This window comes from Paenibacillus sp. FSL K6-2393 (assembly GCF_038002545.1).
GTDB lineage: Bacteria > Bacillota > Bacilli > Paenibacillales > Paenibacillaceae > Paenibacillus.
The window spans coordinates 5,109,994-5,127,846 of sequence record NZ_JBBOCU010000001.1 but is presented as its reverse complement, the minus strand read 5'-3'; the positions used below and the strand labels follow the sequence as shown (position 1 = coordinate 5,127,846).

16 protein-coding genes are annotated in these 17,853 nt (G+C 47.6%); 12 read left to right on the top strand and 4 right to left on the bottom strand.

The window, feature by feature from the left end; translation table 11 throughout:
• Positions 1 to 8 precede the first annotated feature (8 nt).
• The 7 genes from MHI14_RS22590 (at position 9) to MHI14_RS22560 (ending at position 9,834) form a co-directional block, all read left to right on the top strand.
• Complete coding sequence (locus MHI14_RS22590) at positions 9 to 956, top strand: ABC transporter permease (protein ID WP_211081351.1); 948 nt, start codon at positions 9 to 11, stop codon at positions 954 to 956.
• 59 nt (positions 957 to 1,015) lie between these two features.
• Positions 1,016 to 1,888 carry a carbohydrate ABC transporter permease gene (locus MHI14_RS22585; protein ID WP_445670350.1) on the top strand — a complete coding sequence of 291 codons (873 nt, stop codon included), beginning with the start codon at positions 1,016 to 1,018 and terminating at the stop codon, positions 1,886 to 1,888.
• Positions 1,889 to 1,931: 43 nt separating this feature from the next.
• Positions 1,932 to 4,349, top strand: coding sequence for an AraC family transcriptional regulator (locus tag MHI14_RS22580; RefSeq protein WP_341131234.1), 2,418 nt, complete (start codon positions 1,932 to 1,934; stop codon positions 4,347 to 4,349).
• Between the two features lie 42 nt (positions 4,350 to 4,391).
• Positions 4,392 to 5,909 carry a sulfatase family protein gene (locus tag MHI14_RS22575; protein ID WP_091032953.1) on the top strand — a complete coding sequence of 506 codons (1,518 nt, stop codon included), beginning with the start codon at positions 4,392 to 4,394 and terminating at the stop codon, positions 5,907 to 5,909.
• Positions 5,910 to 6,059: 150 nt separating this feature from the next.
• Positions 6,060 to 7,958 (top strand): rhamnogalacturonan lyase family protein, encoded by a 1,899-nt coding sequence (locus MHI14_RS22570; protein ID WP_341131233.1) that lies wholly within the window; start codon positions 6,060 to 6,062, stop codon positions 7,956 to 7,958.
• A gap of 86 nt (positions 7,959 to 8,044) precedes the next feature.
• Positions 8,045 to 9,055 (top strand): formylglycine-generating enzyme family protein, encoded by a 1,011-nt coding sequence (locus MHI14_RS22565; protein ID WP_341131232.1) that lies wholly within the window; start codon positions 8,045 to 8,047, stop codon positions 9,053 to 9,055.
• Between the two features lie 170 nt (positions 9,056 to 9,225).
• On the top strand, positions 9,226 to 9,834 hold the full coding sequence (locus MHI14_RS22560; RefSeq protein ID WP_091032948.1) for a DUF1349 domain-containing protein: 609 nt from the start codon (positions 9,226 to 9,228) through the stop codon (positions 9,832 to 9,834).
• Between the two features lie 26 nt (positions 9,835 to 9,860).
• Here the strand turns inward: MHI14_RS22560 and MHI14_RS22555 are convergent, their stop codons facing one another.
• Entirely contained in the window at positions 9,861 to 10,967 is a 1,107-nt protein-coding gene (locus tag MHI14_RS22555) for an MFS transporter (protein ID WP_289391799.1), read from the bottom strand.
• Positions 10,968 to 11,055: 88 nt separating this feature from the next.
• A complete protein-coding gene (locus MHI14_RS22550; protein ID WP_091032943.1) occupies positions 11,056 to 11,586 on the bottom strand; it encodes a TetR/AcrR family transcriptional regulator in 531 nt (176 codons plus the stop codon).
• Between the two features lie 235 nt (positions 11,587 to 11,821).
• Between MHI14_RS22550 and MHI14_RS22545 the strand changes: the two genes are divergently transcribed.
• The 3 genes from MHI14_RS22545 to MHI14_RS22535 all read left to right on the top strand — a co-directional run bounded on the left by MHI14_RS22545 (position 11,822) and on the right by MHI14_RS22535 (position 14,218).
• On the top strand, positions 11,822 to 12,667 hold the full coding sequence (locus MHI14_RS22545; RefSeq protein WP_341131231.1) for an AraC family transcriptional regulator: 846 nt from the start codon (positions 11,822 to 11,824) through the stop codon (positions 12,665 to 12,667).
• A gap of 214 nt (positions 12,668 to 12,881) precedes the next feature.
• Entirely contained in the window at positions 12,882 to 13,433 is a 552-nt protein-coding gene (locus tag MHI14_RS22540; protein WP_341131230.1) for a nucleotidyltransferase family protein, read from the top strand.
• Positions 13,434 to 13,483: 50 nt separating this feature from the next.
• On the top strand, positions 13,484 to 14,218 hold the full coding sequence (locus MHI14_RS22535; protein ID WP_133384092.1) for a YdcF family protein: 735 nt from the start codon (positions 13,484 to 13,486) through the stop codon (positions 14,216 to 14,218).
• A 99-nt stretch (positions 14,219 to 14,317) separates the two neighbouring features.
• On the opposite strand, the gene MHI14_RS22530 is transcribed toward MHI14_RS22535, so the two are convergent.
• Positions 14,318 to 15,637 (bottom strand): M56 family metallopeptidase, encoded by a 1,320-nt coding sequence (locus MHI14_RS22530; protein ID WP_341131229.1) that lies wholly within the window; start codon positions 15,635 to 15,637, stop codon positions 14,318 to 14,320.
• A 6-nt stretch (positions 15,638 to 15,643) separates the two neighbouring features.
• Positions 15,644 to 16,018 carry a BlaI/MecI/CopY family transcriptional regulator gene (locus MHI14_RS22525; protein ID WP_076209251.1) on the bottom strand — a complete coding sequence of 125 codons (375 nt, stop codon included), beginning with the start codon at positions 16,016 to 16,018 and terminating at the stop codon, positions 15,644 to 15,646.
• A 167-nt stretch (positions 16,019 to 16,185) separates the two neighbouring features.
• Here MHI14_RS22525 and MHI14_RS22520 point away from each other — a divergent pair, with 167 nt between their 5' ends.
• Positions 16,186 to 16,707 (top strand): hypothetical protein, encoded by a 522-nt coding sequence (locus MHI14_RS22520; RefSeq protein ID WP_091032932.1) that lies wholly within the window; start codon positions 16,186 to 16,188, stop codon positions 16,705 to 16,707.
• 116 nt (positions 16,708 to 16,823) lie between these two features.
• Positions 16,824 to 17,714, top strand: coding sequence for a TIGR01777 family oxidoreductase (locus MHI14_RS22515; RefSeq protein ID WP_341131228.1), 891 nt, complete (start codon positions 16,824 to 16,826; stop codon positions 17,712 to 17,714).
• Positions 17,715 to 17,853: the final 139 nt, after the last annotated feature.

Below are 17,853 nucleotides of genomic sequence, written 5' to 3'. Positions count from 1 at the left end.
AGCAACGAATGAGTACGGTTAAGGGGAAGCAGACTTCAACCAAAAAGAAAGGGTTAAACTTGCTGTCTGCACTTCGGCGTGACCGGTCGTTATATGTGCTTGCACTGCCAGGCATATTGTTCTTCCTCGTTTTCAAATACATCCCGATGTGGGGCATCATTATTGCGTTTCAGGATTACTCGCCCTTTCGGGGGATTCAGGGCAGTGAGTGGGTGGGCTTGCAACACTTTACAGCACTCTTTGATAATCCGGACTTCGCCTTGTTGTTCCGAAATACGCTGGCGATCAGCCTGCTTAATCTGATTTTGTTCTTTCCTTTTCCAATCCTGATCTCCCTGGGACTTAATGAACTGCGAAGTGTGGCGTATAAGAGACTGATTCAAACGATTATTTACATGCCGCATTTCCTCTCCTGGGTGATCATTGCCGGGTTAACACTGCTACTGTTCGCCAAAGGAACGGGACTGATTAATGAGTTATTCGCTTTATGGGGTTGGCCCCGCGTGGATATATTGACGAACCCGGACAGCTTCTGGATCATGGTCACTTTGCAAGCGATGTGGAAGGAAGCTGGTTGGGGCACGATTGTGTTCCTGGCTGCCATGGCGAGTGTGGATACTCAGCTGTATGAGGCGGCACGAATGGATGGAGCGGGACGATTGCGTCAGATCTGGCATATTACGTTGCCTGCCATCCGCAGTGTCATCATCGTGCTTTTGATTTTAAGACTCGGAGACATCATGGAGGTGGGGTTTGAGCAAATCTTCCTTATGTACAACGGTGCTGTATCTGAAGTGGCCGAAGTGTTCGACACCTATGTGTACCGCACAGGGATCGAGCAGGGCGATTTCAGCTACAGTACAGCGGTTGGACTGTTCAAATCCGTAATTGGCCTGGTGCTGGTCGTTGTCGCAAATCGTGTGGTTAAGCGCATGGGTCAGGAAGGCGTCTACTAGTTCATTACGGTACCTACCCATACCCGGCCAGCCATTAATCAATGGAGAGGAGGTTTCGAATGCATCGCATGAAATGGAGTGAGCGGATTGGACAGTTCCTGAATGTGGTTACGCTTGGACTATTGGCTGTGGTTATGTTTTTCCCGCTATATTATGTTTTCGTCGTTTCATTCACGGACCCCGGAGAGTATTTGCAAAAGAAAATCGTACTCTTCCCGGAACGCTGGTCTGTTGAAGCCTATACGTATTTGTTATCCACGCCTGCCTTTGCACGCTCACTGGGAAACAGTGCATTTCTGGCAACCGTCGGCACGGTGTGCAGCCTGGCTGTATCATCCTCTCTGGCTTATGCGCTGTCCCAGAAGCGATTCCAATTCAGAAAAATACTGATGTTCCTGATTGTACTAACCATCTTGTTTAGCCCGGGCATCATTCCAAATTACCTGCTGGTACGGGAACTGGGGCTGATCAATAATATCTGGGCACTGATCCTGCCTGCGCTTGCCAATGGCTGGACGGTGTTGCTGATGAAAAATTTCTTCGACAGCCTGCCCGCAGAGATCAGCGAAGCGGCATCCATTGATGGCTGTAGTGCCATCCGAACCTGGTACATGATTGTGTTGCCCTTATCGATGCCTGCGCTTGCTGCCTTTGGATTGTTTTTCGCTGTAGGGTACTGGAATCAATTCTTCGCGGCACTGTTATATCTGAACGATTCTGCGAAATGGCCCATTCAAGTATTACTGCAAAATATGCTGCTGAATGCATCCAACATTGATCTGGTTGCGCCTGGACAGCAGGTGGAGACACCGCCGACAGAAATGTTGAAGATGGCCGCGATCATTGTAGCCATTTTGCCAGTGCTGGTAGTGTATCCGTTTATACAAAAGCATTTTGCCAAAGGAGCCCTGATCGGCTCGGTCAAAGGGTAAATCTGCATTCAGGCTGGTATTCCCGGAAAGGAGGGCCATACAGATGATATTCAAGCGCACAGCAGACCCATTACCCAAAGGGCGTTATTTCAGGCGTAGCCTGATGATGATGCTGTTTATCGCCTGCATTCCGGGAGTCATTACAGGGGTGTTGCTGTATGGCTGGGTTACCGTCAAAATGGAAAAGATTTTGCAGCAAACCCATCTGCATCAGTTTGAACAACGTACCGTGTGGGTTGGCGATCAATTGGATGCGCTTGAATTGACCTTCTCGCAGTGGGCCTTCGATCCGGTTTTCGATAACCGTCTGAAAGAGCTCGATTTTGTATTCAAGTATAAACAGGTGCATGAACTGTACCGATTGCTGCTGATGATTCAGAATTCCAATACATTGATCGGCAAAGTTCAATTGTATCTGGGGGAACCCCGGGCCGTGAAGATGGATTCTGAACGATATGATTTTATCAAAGACGCTGGGGAGATCGAGAAGTATGAACGGTTGACTCATCAGCCCCAGACAACATATTGGTCACGCTCCATGGAGGGCACATCCATGATGATGGTGAATCGACTTCCGGGTGGAAGCGACGATGGTCTGGGGGCACTAACAGTCACGCTGGATAACAAACAATTGAGCAACATGCTTCAGACCTTGTCTCCGTATAATGGAGGGACGACTTTTTTGCTGGATGAGCAGGGCAAGCCCATGCTTCCACAAGCGCAAGAACTTGGTGGATTACAGCATGCTGTCCGTGAACATATGTTGAACCTGAAAGGGAATCTGTCTTCATTCCTGATGGAATATGAGGGATTGACCTACTCGGTTCAATCGGGCACCTTCCGCAGATTGGGTACCGATTGGACTTATGTGTCTGCGGTTCCCCTCAATGAAATTGTAGCTCCGATTGTGTCTGTACCCCGAATCGTCCTTCTCGTCAACGGATCAGGATTAATACTAGCTCTGATCCTGTCGTGGGTCGGTTCGCTCCAGCTCTATAAACCGTTTACGAGATTACTGCAAATGTTTACCCTGGCTGGAGCATCGGTCGACGCTATAGCGCCAGAAGTGTCATCCACTCCTAAAGTGTTGTCTGCGGCTTCTGTCCGCTCGAATGGGTCTGTACAACTGGATGAAATCAAACATATTGAACAGCGCTGGATTGGCGTTAATCAGGAGAGAGAATCGTTGCAGCAACGGTTGGAAGAGCAACTTCCACTCGCTCGGGAAAGCTTGCTGGTTCAGCTTACTCTAGGTCATCTGTTACTGTCATCCGACCATGAATGGAAGGAACGCCTTGCACAGCTAGGATGGGTTCTTCGGGATGAACAGTTCATCATCCTTTTTGCTCATATTCGTCCGAGTGCAGTTCTTCTATATGGGGCTAAGGAGCGAAATCGGAGCGAGTCTCAGGAGTGGATCAGTTTTGCCGCAACCGATATTCTGAACAGGCAGTTGGAGGAACTTCCTTACCGTGCCGAAACAATCAATTACCATGACATGTCCATTGCGCTGTTGCTCGCTGTCCCTCCAGAGGTCCAGCCAGAGACACCTGGATTCAGGCAAGAATTATCTCGTATGGCCCAGCATTGGCTGGAATCCGTGCAGTCGGAATGGAACGTTCGCATGACAGTCTCGATCAGCAAACTCACATCAGATGCTTCCCATATCCCACAGCTGGTCAGAGAATCGAGGGCTGTATTGAGGAAAAGACAGTTCTCTTCCAATGTGGCCATCATTGATATGAATGAGGAGGCAGAGCAGGATGTGAATGAACATGGAGCTTATCTGCTTGAGCTGGAGCAGGCCATCATCTCGGCATTACGGAGTGGTGAACAGGACACTGCTCTGGAACAGTTCAGCATATTTATAGGCACGTATGCCCGATCTGAAGCGCCGGAGAAGCATGTTCGTCAGGCTTTATTCCAACTGCTGGCACGCATACAACATACCCTTTTGCAATTAGGGGAAGATCCCGTTGAACTGTTTGGTGTAGGGATGTATGAAGAGGTGCTGCAACTGCATGATCTGGATGAACTGTTCCTGTGGTTCAGAGAACGTATTGTGCACGTATGCGTAGAGGAATTCACAGGCAAGGAAGAGAAGCAGATACAGATGGCTGTTCATCAGATGAAGGAGCATGCGGAGCAGCAGTATGCAGAAGCGTTATCGCTGGATGAATTGGCAGATCTTCACGGAATTCATTCCTACACATTAAGCCGGGCATTCAAGCAGGCATTTGGGCAGAACTTTGTGGACTATCTGACTGAGGTAAGGCTCCACCGGGCCAAAGAGCTGCTTGGATCGACAGACGTCAAGATCAGTGAAATTGCGGAACAGGTAGGCTATCAACCCAGTTACTTTAATCGATTGTTCAAGAAAAGTGAGGGAACGACGCCAAGTCGTTACCGGGAAGACATTCACAAGCATACCGGGCACAATCGGGGTAACCGCTCCGTTTAAGACACACCTTAGTTTTCAGCCCAAAGGAGAGTGGAATGTGACGTGTCAAAGGACAAGCCAAATATTATTTTTCTCATGACGGATCAGCAGCGATGGGACTGTATTGGAACGTTCAATGAACATATTCATACACCGAATCTCGATAAACTTGCAGCCGAGGGAATCACTTTCCGAGATGCGGTCTGCCAATCGCCAATGTGTGCGCCAAGCCGAAGCTCCATGATGATGGGATATTATCCGTCACAGCTTGGGGTTCGAACGAATTATGGCGGATTGTTCGAGGAAGACAAGCTGCCCTCTGAACCTTTGCCGGAGTTGATGCATCGGGCAGGGTATCAGACAGCCGGATTCGGAAAAACGCATTGGAACCATAGCGAGGGCGTAGATGAGCCTTCCACGCGAGGGTTCGAAGTAAGATCCATCGGACTTTCTCGTCAAAGTGGTCATTATGAACAGGGAGCGACAATGATGGGTGACTCCCATCCCGAAGCGTTGGAAGCCTATCATCAGGAGACGAAGGATTTTGGCGGCGGTGAGGAAAATGTCAATGGTTATACAGGGCTTACGAGTCAGATTCCGATGAATCAGCATCGGGATGGCTGGGTAGCCGAACAGGCGCTGCAATTTTTGGATGAAGGGGTAGACCCGGAGCGGCCGTTATTTTTTTATCTGTCTTTCCTGAAGCCACATGCCGGGTTCAATGTGCCCAAAGCATTCGAAGACCTGTACAGGCTGGAAGATATTCCGGATATCCCGCAACCTCCGTGGGAGGATGAAGTGCAGACTCACCTGGCAGCTTCCGATGAACTGAATTCGAGTAGTCGCCAGTCGTACCTCGATAAGAAGAAGGTATGGGACCAGCGCAGTTCGGAGGAGCGGAGGAGGACCACGTTAAGATACTGGGCGAATTGCTCCTGGCTCGATCATTACTTTGGACTCGCTTTGGAGAAGTTGGAGAACCATGGGAGGCTGGAGAACGCGCTGATTGTATTTGTCTCGGATCATGGAGAGATGCTGGGGGAACGACAGTTTCGCTTCACCAAATATAATCTGTATGACAGCAGTGTGAGGGTGCCGCTCATATTGTCCGGTACCCACATTCAGGAGCAGAAGCGCGGAACGATTGATCAGGAGCCTGCGGAATTGGTGGATCTGGTGCCCACATTGACGCGTGCAGCCGGACTCGAAGCGAATCCGATGCTTCCTGGTGTCGATCTGCTGGGCGATCTCCGGCATCGCGGAACGTTCTGTGAATTCCATGGGAAGGGGGTAACCGCACCTCATTCGGCTCCAGCCTATATGTGGCGGACTGCGGAGTGGAAGCTCATTCTGTACATGGAAGGCTCTGTCGCGGAATCCGCATCCAGAGTGCATGAAACGAAGGGGGAATTGTATCACCTGACGGTTGACCCTCATGAGTGGAAGAACCTGTATGATGAGGAGCAGCATGCTGTAATTCGGGAGCAATTAAAGACCGAACTGCTGATGCATCTGGCTGTCAGTTGGGCGAAAGGCCCCTTTTTCTATGATCGTGGAGGAACCAAGCCGTTAGAGCGGTAGATAGACCATGTTGACCGGGCAACCGGAGGCAAAGCAGTTATTGCTGAACCAGATCAGTCGATCTCATTAGACTGGCTCGTAGGGACAGAGATAACAGGCTTTGCTTTTTTTGTACGCATATACTAACCAATCGATGGAGGGGAATTGTAAATGAAAACCAAAACGACTGTGGCCAGAGGAACAAAAGTACTATTCACATTGCTGTTAAGTGGAGTTATTGGATGGACAGGCATTGTTTCACCGGGAGGGGAAGTACTTCAGGCAGATGCCGCAGAAGGGTCTGCACCACGTCTGGTTGAAAATCTGGGACGAGGTCTTACTGCCGTATATCTGGGAGAAAACAAGGTATATTTGAGCTGGCGTCTGCTTGGGACCGAATCGCAGCAGGTTACATTTGATATCTATCGTAGGACGGGTACAGAAGAGGTGAAGCTGAATGACCAGCCTTTGACGCAGGGAACCAATTATACGGACACGAATGTAGATGTAACCCAGAGTCATACGTATATCGTGAAGTCTTATGTAGACGGTAGATTACAGGATGAGAGTGCCGAGGTTGTATTGGCAGCCAATCCCGAGATCCGCAATTACTTCAGTATTCCATTGCAAAATATAACATCCAATCCGTCGGATTATTTTGTGCAGCATGGCTGGCCTGGGGATCTGGACGGTGATGGGGAATATGAATACGTGGTCACCCGCATTCCGGTGAACGGAGGCAATAAATATGTGGAAGCCTACAGTCTGACCGAAGGTTTCCTGTGGCGGATTGATCTGGGTCCATACAGTGTCACAACGATAGATACATATAATGCGCCGCCTGCTTCTGTCAGTGAATTTGGAGTGGCTGGACTTGGGGGCTGGCGGGACAACGACAATATAACGGTATTTGATCTGGATAGTGACGGGAAGGCTGAAGTACTGCTACGTACCTTTGAAGGGGTAACGTTTGCAGATGGTCAGGTCGTTCCTGCGACAACGGAGCGTGCTCAATATGTCTCCGTCGTGGATGGAAGGACCGGAACAGAGGCGGCACGCACAGCGATAACCAATGATTATGCAGCCGATGGTCCGCTCAGTGGGCACTTTGGCATTGCTTATCTGGATGGTGAACATCCAAGCCTGATTACGGCGCTCAAGAATCGTGCGCTTAGCCGCAACTTTCAGTATGTGACCTCAGCTTATGACTATGCTGGTGGAGCCCTGACCGAGCGTTGGAGACATGCTGGAGCGGACGGTGAGTTTTTCCACCAGATTCGCATATTGGATCTCAATGGGGATGGGAAGGATGAGGTGTCATTCGGAGGCTGGGCACTGGATGATAACGGAGAGACCTTGTACAGTCTGCCGGGTGTAGTTCATGGCGATCGTTTCCACATTACAGACATTGATCCGGATCGGCCGGGGCTGGAGCAGTTCGGAATTCAGCAGGCGGAGAACGGCAACTTTAATCAATTTCCTTGGTTTTATGCCGATGCGGCGACGGGCGAGATCATTCGTACAGGGGAAATCCCGCAGGACGTCGCACGGGGAACACTGGCGGATATTGATCCAACGCACAATGGGCTTGAGATGTGGTCCAGTTCAGGCAATATCTACAATGTGGATGGCGAAGTGATTAGTTCAGTTCAGCCCTCAACCAATTTCAGAATTTGGTGGGATGGTGATGTGCTCGGCGAGCTGCTGGATAAGAACTTTGTGGAAAAGTGGGACTGGCAGCAGAACACGACGGCACGTCTGTTTACAGCCGATGATGTTCGCGTGAATTCCAGAAATGCTCCTGTGCTCTATGGCGATCTGCTGGGGGATTGGAGAGAGGAAATTCTCTATGAAACGAGTGATTTCACAGCATTGCGTCTGTATACAACAACGATACCATCCGATGTTCGCATCTACACGTTGCCGCATAACCCGGCCTACCGCAATGGGCTAGCGGTAAAAGGATATATGCAATCCTTGTTGACGGATTATTATCTGGGTGAAGGAATGACAACACCAACCGTTCCGGACATTCTTCCTGTCGTGTACAATGGGGATCAGGAATCTTAAACCAAGGGAAGGGGATGCTTCAGATGCATGGTCAGATACCTGAAAAGGAAACTTCCTGCTGTTGTTCTGCAAGTCGGAGCGGCACGATGGAAGTGAAAATTCAATCAGAGGATACGCCTGAATCGACGGCTTCCCGTGAGAGGAGTGCAGCGTCCGACCATGCACTTTCACTTTCCGTTGAACGTCTACCACCTAGTGCGCTGGCGGGGGACGATAGATACATCTCCGGGCGAAACGACAGGAACAGCATATTAATTGACGGTGGAAGGTTCCTTATGGGTACCAATGATCCTGAAGCTTTTGCAGGAGATGGGGAAGGTCCTGTCAGGGAAACACAGGTAGACTCCTTTTATCTGGATGAATGCACGGTGACCAATGCACAGTTTGGACAGTTTGTAAGGGAGACAGGATACCGAACAGAGGCCGAGCGATTCGGCTGGTCCTTCGTTTTTCATCTGTTCGTTTCTCCGCAAACGTCTGCACATGTTCGTACCGTGGTGCAGTCAACGCCATGGTGGTGGGTTGTCGAAGGTGCGGACTGGGCTCATCCTGAAGGGCCTGACTCCGATGTGAAAGAGAGGGCTGACCATCCCGCTATTCATATCTCCTGGAACGATGCCAACGCGTATTGTGGCTGGGCAGGTACGCGCCTGCCCACAGAAGCAGAGTGGGAATATGCGGCCCGAGGAGGATTAATCCAGAAGAAATATCCCTGGGGCGACGTTCTTCGGCCGGATGGACAACACCAGTGCAACATCTGGCAAGGGACCTTTCCGACTCAAAATAATGCCGCAGATGGTTATGCGGGTACAGCTCCATCCCGATCCTTTCCTGCCAACGGATATGGATTGTACAACATGTCAGGTAATGTATGGGAATGGTGCGCTGACAACTATGTTACGGATCATGAGAAGTCTATACTTGCTAAGACTGTTATTACTTCCAATGAAGTTCGCAAGGTGTTAAAAGGCGGTTCATACCTGTGCCACCGTTCTTATTGCAATCGGTACAGAGTGGCAGCAAGGATTCCAAATACGCCGGACACATCCACCGGACATATCGGTTTCAGATGTGCATTTGATGTATTGCCGGTATAGCGTGCTATTGATATGACATACCGAATACGATTATGTATATGTGAAAGGATTACAAGCGACTCATGTGAGTCGCTTTTTTCCTTTTACTGATCCGAAAGGATAATTCCGTTATTTCACGAATACAACAGAGAACTCAGCGAATTCAAAATCACAGACAAAGGGTGTGCCATATGACGAATCTATTCGAACATTGTTCAGGTCAAACATTATCTGCCAACCTGGGATGGCTGAACGAGCCAGCAGATTGGTACATTGAAGACGGCAAAGTAACGATAACCGTTTCGCCAATCAGTGACTTTTTCATTGATCCGGGAGGTGAGCCGGTGAAAGCTTCAGCTCCATTTTTACATACGATAGTCAAGGGAGATTTCAGCATCGTCACTCGAGTACAGGTGGACATGAAAGAACAGTATGATTCGGGCTGCCTGATGGTGAGGGTGGACGATACGAATTGGGCTAAAGTTTGCTTTGAGTATTTTGAAGAACAGCCGTCTATTCTTAGTGTTGTTACTCGAGGTAACTCGGATGATTGTGTATCAGCACCTGTAGACGTTAACAAGCCTTATTTACGTGTAGCCCGGGCAGGCAACAGCTTTGCTTTCCATTATTCTCAGGATGGAGAGAAGTGGAAGCTGGTTCGTTATTTCGGCCTCGACTGCCCGGAAGAGATCAAAGTTGGCATTGTGGCCCAATCCCCCATTGGGCAAGGGACCACGGTTATTTTTACAGATGTACAGCTTCAACATGGGGTGACCGGAAGTGTTCGCCGGGTAGAATAACAGTGACCGTAAGGTTGTTCTGTCATTTATTTCACCCGAATTAGCAATCCGAACAGGCCGAGTACAGCAAAGGCCAGAAATGCTGTTGTATTGGAGAACATTTCAATCGTGTAACCTGCCATGGATGAGCCAAGGAATTGTCCAACACCCAGAGCAAGAAAGGCAAGACTAATTCCGATGGATACATTCGGCCTGAATAGTCTCGTTGCCCAAACGATAAATACACTGGTCAGGAAAATATATGTGCTGCCAAATATGATCGCAGAGATGAGACTGGCAGTCATGGATGGAAGAAGGATTACCCCCAGCGAGATTGCCAATAACAGTATGCCTATTCGGTAGGACCACCCAATCTCAATACGTTCAATAATGCGACCAGCACATCCACCGAGTATCCCCATAACCCCCATCACAATCCAGAACAACACGGCTTCCGAATCGGAGGCCCCTTTCTCGTCTGTGAGGAAGTTTCGGGCAAAGGTCCAGTAGATCGCTGAACTAACACCAGTTAACAGACAAGCCATCAGCAAAGCAGAACCCGCTCTGGTTGGTTTCATACATGTCCAGATGGATTTGGTACAAGGCAGTGTCTTTGTAGGTGGAATAACACGTCTGTTCCACATCAGAACCACAACACCGATTACAGCAAACAGGATGTAGGTTAGACGCCAGTAATCCGTGAACAGCCAGTAGAGTGGACCGGATATAATAATTCCGAAACTGGTTCCAGTGTTAATCCAGCTGTTGCCTCTTGCTTGCAGATCGGGTGCAAGCTCGGCGTTAACCGTGTTACCGAGTGCTGGAGAGGCCCATCCTGTACTCAAACCGGCGAGAAATACGCTGAATGCAAGGACCCATGCATTCTGAGCAAGAGCAATCCCGATTAATCCGAGCACAGCGCTGATCCCGGCCAATTGGATGACATAATGATGCCCTTTGCGATTAATTAACAGCGGTGCACTTAGAAGGGACAAGCAATAAGCAATGTAGGTTCCGGAGTTAATCGCACCTGACGCTGCATCGTTCAGTTGTAAAGCTTCTGAAATTTCCGGCATAAACAATCCATAACTGAATCGCCCGAATGCATAACAGACAGCGATTAGTGCAATGCCTGGAAAGATAATTTTTTTCATTAAATCCACCGCCTTTTAGATAGAACGATCATTATATTTCTCATTAAATAAAAAAGTGAGTTGAACTACTAACTCACCCTTAATGGCATTACTTGAAACTATTCTTCGTCATATGGATCAGTTCGCGGCAGACGTTATTTACATTTTCTGTCTCGGCGAGTGCAGTGGAACCCTCCAGCAGCAGGGAGAATTGCAATAGATCTCGATCACTTGCAGCAGGCGCCAATGTTTGGATTAACGTTCTCATATGTCTTTTATGCGCATTCACTGTCTGCACGATGATATGGTCTGCATGACCACCGAATTCTTCTTTGGCGCGCAAAAATAAGCACCCTCTTGATTCGTGTTCTTTCAGCCAGGTTGCATGTCCTTCAGCCAGATTGAGGAACATGGGTTGAGTTGTATTGTTTGCATATTGCCTGAGCTGTTCTAAATAACGCTGTTCGCGCCGCAGAAGCACCTGGACGATGAGATCATCCTTGGACTCAAAATGGTTATATAACGTCATGATGGCGATCCCGGCATCTGATATAATCCGCTTCAAGCCGATGGAATGGAAGCCGTGAAGGTAGAATAATTCTTCAGCCACGTTCAAAAGCATTTCTTTTTTGCTGCTCATATTCAATGATACTCTCCCTTCAAAATAAGATAGAACGATCATTATACTCGTAGGCTATAATAAATCGTTTACATTGTCAAATTTTGTGACTTCCCTTGTCTTTGGTTAGTTCAAAGCCTGGGCAGGGCGTTATATGAACAACGTCTTTGCACATTAACCGGACATATGAGAGCACAACATGACAGGTTTTTGGGTGGTTTATCCGTTATATTAGACATCAAGGAGTGATTATTACATGAACTGGATCAACGCATTACAGGTCGCTATTCAATATATGGAAGACCACTTGCTCGAAAATATGACGATGGAGCAGATTGCAGCGCAGGCTCATATCTCTCCTTTTCATTTTCAACGTACCTTTGCTCTGTTAACAGATGTTACTGTAGCTGAGTACATAAAACGCAGACGATTGACACTGGCGGCACATGAACTTCTGCAAAGTGATCACAAAATCATTGATCTGGCGCACAAGTATGGTTACGACACACCCGAATCTTTCTCCAAAGCATTCCGGAGACAACACGACATCGCACCAAGCGAGGCACGCAAGAATAGTAGCTCTGTCCAATCTTATAATCGTCTGGTTATTCAAGTAAGTCTAAAAGGAGCAGAACCGATGAAATATAAAATTGTTGAACATCCCGAATTTACATTAGTTGGGGTGAAGCAGGCTTTCTCATATGTAGATGGAGAACATTTGCAAGGGATCGGGAAGATGTGGCAGGAAGCATGGAAGAGCGGTACAGAGGAGCGTTTATTTGAACTGAACAACGGGGATATTCAAGGGTTACTTGGCGTCGTTGTGGATCAGAGCGAAATCAAGGAAAAGCAGATGGAATACTGGATTGCTACGGCTTACGACGGTGAAGTGCCGGAAGGATTATCAAGCTTCACCATGCCTGCTTCCAAATGGAGTATATTTGAAGTAGAAGGCCCGATGCCGGAGAGCATGCAGCTTCTGTGGAAACAGATTATTTCGGAATGGTTTCCATCCAATCCTTATGAGCACGCGTATATGCCAGAGCTGGAAGTATACCCTGGGCCGAACCAACCACCGCAAATCTGGATACCGATTAAATAAATTTTAACCGTTTCAAACTCGATCATTGTAGCCCGTAAACACTCGGATAACCGAAGCTGTTTATGGGTTATTTGGTTGTGATTAATCCGAGATTCGAAGTTGTACAGAGGATGTTCAAGCGTTGTTCATTTTATTGCAGCCAGGTAAACATGATATATTGGAATGAAGGTTAACAGCTATAAGAGGACAATGAGGTAAACCGCAGGAGGCAGATATGTTATATGAGGCCCCATTCATTCAGACGATCATCAAACACGAGCAATTAATGCATGACCTGCGGAGAGTTCGTAGTCTCCATTTGCCACAATGTTACATAGGTGCAGGATATATTCGTAATTATATCTGGGATGTTCTGCATGGATATGATCTTCGTGAACTTCATAGCGATATTGATGTTGTTTATTATGATGCGTCAGACCTGCGTGAGGAACGAGACATCGAGTTGGAGCGTCAGCTTCGTGAGTTGACAGGTAATGCCAAGTGGTCGGTCAAAAATCAGGCGAGAATGCATCTGCGCAATGGCACAGTTCCTTATCATTCTACTGAAGATGCGCTTCGCTATTGGCCAGAAGTTGTGACTGCCATAGGAGTACAGTTGGATGAAGAGGATCAGGTGAACATCTGTGCTCCGCATGGTTTGCATGATCTGTATCAACTCGTAGTCCGCAAAAGTCCGTTCTTCACGGATGCTGACTATTATAATCAGAGAGTACAGAAGAAGCGCTGGCAGGAACAATGGCCGAAACTAACGATAATAACAGCTTGAATAATAAGTGATTTGCGCAATAGTGGGTACAAGAAGGAGTGTCTACGGATTTGATAAAAAAGTTCTTACAAAAAAATGGACTGATCATTGATCTTGTCCTGTTGGCATGTTTTGTGGCATTTCTGGCCTTCTGGGGCCAAAGGTTTGCAGTCATGTTTTTTGGAATGATCACGGTGGCTTTTATCGTACTAAGACGGATTGACTATCAGAAGCATGTTATTTTGAAACGGATTATCCTTACCGGATTTGGCGTGGTTGCCGTCTCTTTTGTCATTATTGAAGCACTTGTATTCACACAGCTTGGTGCGAATGATCCGGAAGAAGCGGACTATGTCATTATTCTGGGTTCAGGCATCCGTGGAACGGAATTGTCATTGACCCTAAAACAAAGGTTAGATGCAAGTCTGGACTACATTCGCAGTCACCCTCAGACACCGGTCATTGTATCGGGTGGACAGGGACCCGGGGAATCGATTCCCGAAGCGCTCGCCATGAAAAACTATCTAATTGAACAGGGGATTCCCCCCGCCCAAGTCATTATGGAAGATCGCTCCACAAGTACACAGGAGAATTTGGCCTTTTCCAAAAAAATCATTCTTGAATCCGGGTTAGAGCACCCTGAGATCATGATAGTCACCAGTGACTATCATATGTTCCGTTCCAAATACATCGCCGCCAAGAACGGTTATGCGGCAGAATACGGCATATCGGCCCCGTCACCGGGATATCTGAAGCCCATCAACATGATCCGTGAATATTTTGCTACGATCAAAACATTTATCTAATGCACATGACAGAAAAACGGAAACAGGACGAAGCGGAGATCTATGATCTATGCTTCGTCCTGTTTGCATATAAGGTGGCTATTGCTTCTTAAAGATAGGTTATTTTTCTGAAGGAACAGGTACAGCTTTGGTGACCTGGGCCTCGGAAGGGACGGATACGATTTCAGGAGATCCACCCGTAGAAGGAACAGTTGCTGCTTCTACAACTTTAGCCTCAGAAGGTTTAGTAGTAGAAGGTACAGTAGCAGACGGGACTGGCACAGCTTCGGAAACTTCATCCTCAGGGAGAGCCACGATTTCAGGAGTTTCGGAAGTGGAAGGAGCAGTTACAGCTTCGGAAATTCCGACCTTGTTGGGAGAAGCTACGATTTCAGAAGATCCATCAGTAGAAGGAACAGGCATAGCTTCAGAAGCTTCAGCCTCTACTTTAACCGTATGGTTTGATGCCCATACGGCGGTGGACGTACTTACTCCTGTAATAAGCAGGAGGGCTCCCATACTTATCATCCAATGTTTCTTTTTCAGTTTATTTACATTAAACATAATCATCAATCTCCTTTTTAATTGTTTGCCTTCACCCGATAGGGACGAACAGAATTGAGCAGGCATTTTCTTGGTTCCCGCCATCACATTTAAAATCGTTTCACCATATCGTCTTCGCTCTTCATGGGACATCTCTTTGACCACATCTTCATCACAGGCCAACTCGCTCCAGGTATGAATGTCCCGGCGAATCATATGAATCAGGGGATTGAACCAGTGCAGTGCACTAACCCCCAAGGTCACAGCTTTGACCCACAGATCTTTATGTTTTAGATGTACCAACTCATGATGAATTACCATGCTGATGTCCATTTTCACCGTATTCTCGGGTGGCAGATATATCGTTGGTTTAAACAAGCCAACCAGTACAGGGCTTCGTACTAGAGTGCTGTGAGCAAGCGTGATATTGCGTTTGAGACCCAAAGCCTCTTTGATTAATGGTAGCTGTATAGCTGCCTCGCTATGACAGAGGACTGGGGTACGTGTACGAGATAATTCATTCAAAAATCTTCGATAACAGTACACCTGCCATGCAGAAAAACCTATGACGCCAATGCCCCATACACATAACAAGAACCAAGCTGTGGTTACCGAAATGGTTTGTTCCGGGATAAACGTTCCTGCAAGTAAGCGCGAAGCTGTTGCATTCTCCGTACCCGGTATAGTTGATGTCGTTTGGAATGCAATATCCAAAAGCCATGAAAGGCCAAGAGACACCGGGAACAGATAAAACAAGATAGCCAGTTTACCGAGTCTGTAGAGCCACTTGGTCGGAAAAACAGATACGGGTATAAGTCGTAGTGCCAAAATACAAACAGAAACGATACTTCCCGCCACGGTCAGGCTGCACAGAATTTCAAAAAAGATGTTCATCATCTGCACCTACTTTTCCGAAAGCCATTTTTTCAGTTCTGAAATGTCATCGTCTGAAAGCTTGTCACCGTCATACATGGCCGAAACCAAATTCTTGACTGAACCTTGATAGAGTCCATCAAGAACATGCTGCGTTTCCTGTAGTTTGTAATCTTCGGGCTGTAGAAGAGGTACATAATCATTGGTTCGTCCACGTCTCGTGACGGTAAGTGCGCCTTTATCCACCAAGCGTGACAAAAAAGTAGACATAGTCTGCGCTTTCCACGCTTTCCCCTTCTCAGCGAATATGTCTAATAGTTCTGTTGAAGTGACGGGTGGATCGCATGACCATATAACGACCATTAACTCCATTTCTGTTTCGGATAATTTTTGAATCTGGTTCACCGTGAACACTCCTTAACATCGTTATGCGTCCATAACGATCGTATTACTACACTACGTAGTACGTATAAACTACTACAACTTGTAGTGGATAGTCAAGTTATCCTGATAGATGATTGCCAAACCATGTTATAATATAGGTCATTAATAGAAGAACGATGTAGGAGTGAATGATCATTACAGCATATCAATTACCTGCTCTCTATGAGCAGAAGCGAGTTTCAATGCACGAGATGGAAGAGATTGTACGCCTGTTGTCCCAGACACCGCTATTATACGATGATGGACAGAGCATTCAGGTTCAGGATTACATGGGAGGCTTGGAGGTCGAACTTGAGCATGAGGTACGCCGTGCAGTGACCGAGTTGTATGAACTGGCTGTTCAGGCTTGCCGCGCCTTCGTCGATCCATTGGCGTACGAGCAACTTCAGGATGCGCTTGGGTTACAGGCTGAATTATGGCAGGAGGAAGTGCTTACTCTTGCAAAGTGGATGGATTGGCTGAAGCAGATCAGTGAAGGGAAGAGAACACTGCCCGAGTACAACTTTACAGCCATGCTTGGCAATCTGCCAGACGGATTCATGATCCATGATTTTTATGATGAACTCCGATATCAGCTGGAACAAAACCCTGCACACGCATGGGCTATCGACGAGCGGGATCGCTTGTACGCCTCCCTGGGTGCGAAATAAATCAAACTAACGGCTCACCGGCGGTGTTAATCTAATATCTGCATTTTGCATGCATAGAAACATTCCAATCTATATCTTACGAATTCTTTACCCAGTATGGGAAATGAGGGGATACCGTGAAGAAGGTTGTATTGGCTGGTGGAACGGGATTTGTCGGACAGGATTTTGCCCAAAGATTCAAGAAGCAGGGTTATGAGGTGTTGATCATCTCGCGTCAGCCCGGTCATATTGCTTGGGAGGATCGTGCAGGAATCATAGAGGCACTGGAAGAAGCAGAGACGTTAATTAACCTGGCAGGTAAATCGGTGAACTGCCGTTATACGGAGGAGAATCGCAAAGTCATTCTGGAATCCAGAACCCGTACAACGCGCATTCTGGGCGAAGCCGTCCTGGCTTGTAATCATCCTCCCGAACTATGGATTAATTCGAGTACAGCAACCATATACAGACATGCTGAAGATCGTCCCATGACGGAAAAAGAGGGCGAGATTGGCTCCGGATTCTCGGTCGACGTTGCCAAGGCATGGGAACAGGCTTTTTTTGAATTCAGTCTGCCGTCTACGCGTCAGATTGCACTGCGGATTGCGATTGTGCTGGGCGAGGGTGGTGTGATGGTGCCCATGACGAACCTCGTTCGTTTTGGACTGGGAGGATCGCAAGGCGCAGGAACACAGCAGTTCAGCTGGATTCATATCGAGGATCTCTTCCGCATGGTAATTTATCTGCAAGAGCATCCACACTTGAATGGTGTGTTCAATGCGTCCTCTCCGCATCCGGTGACGAATCGGGAGCTAATGGCGCGTCTGAGAGAAAAGATGGGTGTTCGGATCGGACTACCTTCTCCTCGCTGGATGCTTGAACTGGGCGCACGTTTCATTCAGACCGAGACGGAACTTGTTCTCAAGAGTCGTTGGGTGATTCCCGAACGAATGGAGAGGGAAGGATTCACTTTCACATACGGTACACTAGATACCGCTCTTGCCGAGATTTTGAATAAGAAGAAATGACAACACAGTATAAATAATAAAACACAACAGGGAGGGCAGAGGCATCTGCCCTTCTATTATATATTTCAAAGCTTCTGCTTCATGGCGTTTCGCCATTGGAGCTGGAGGATTCATTTTATTATCAGTCAGATGAACAGAA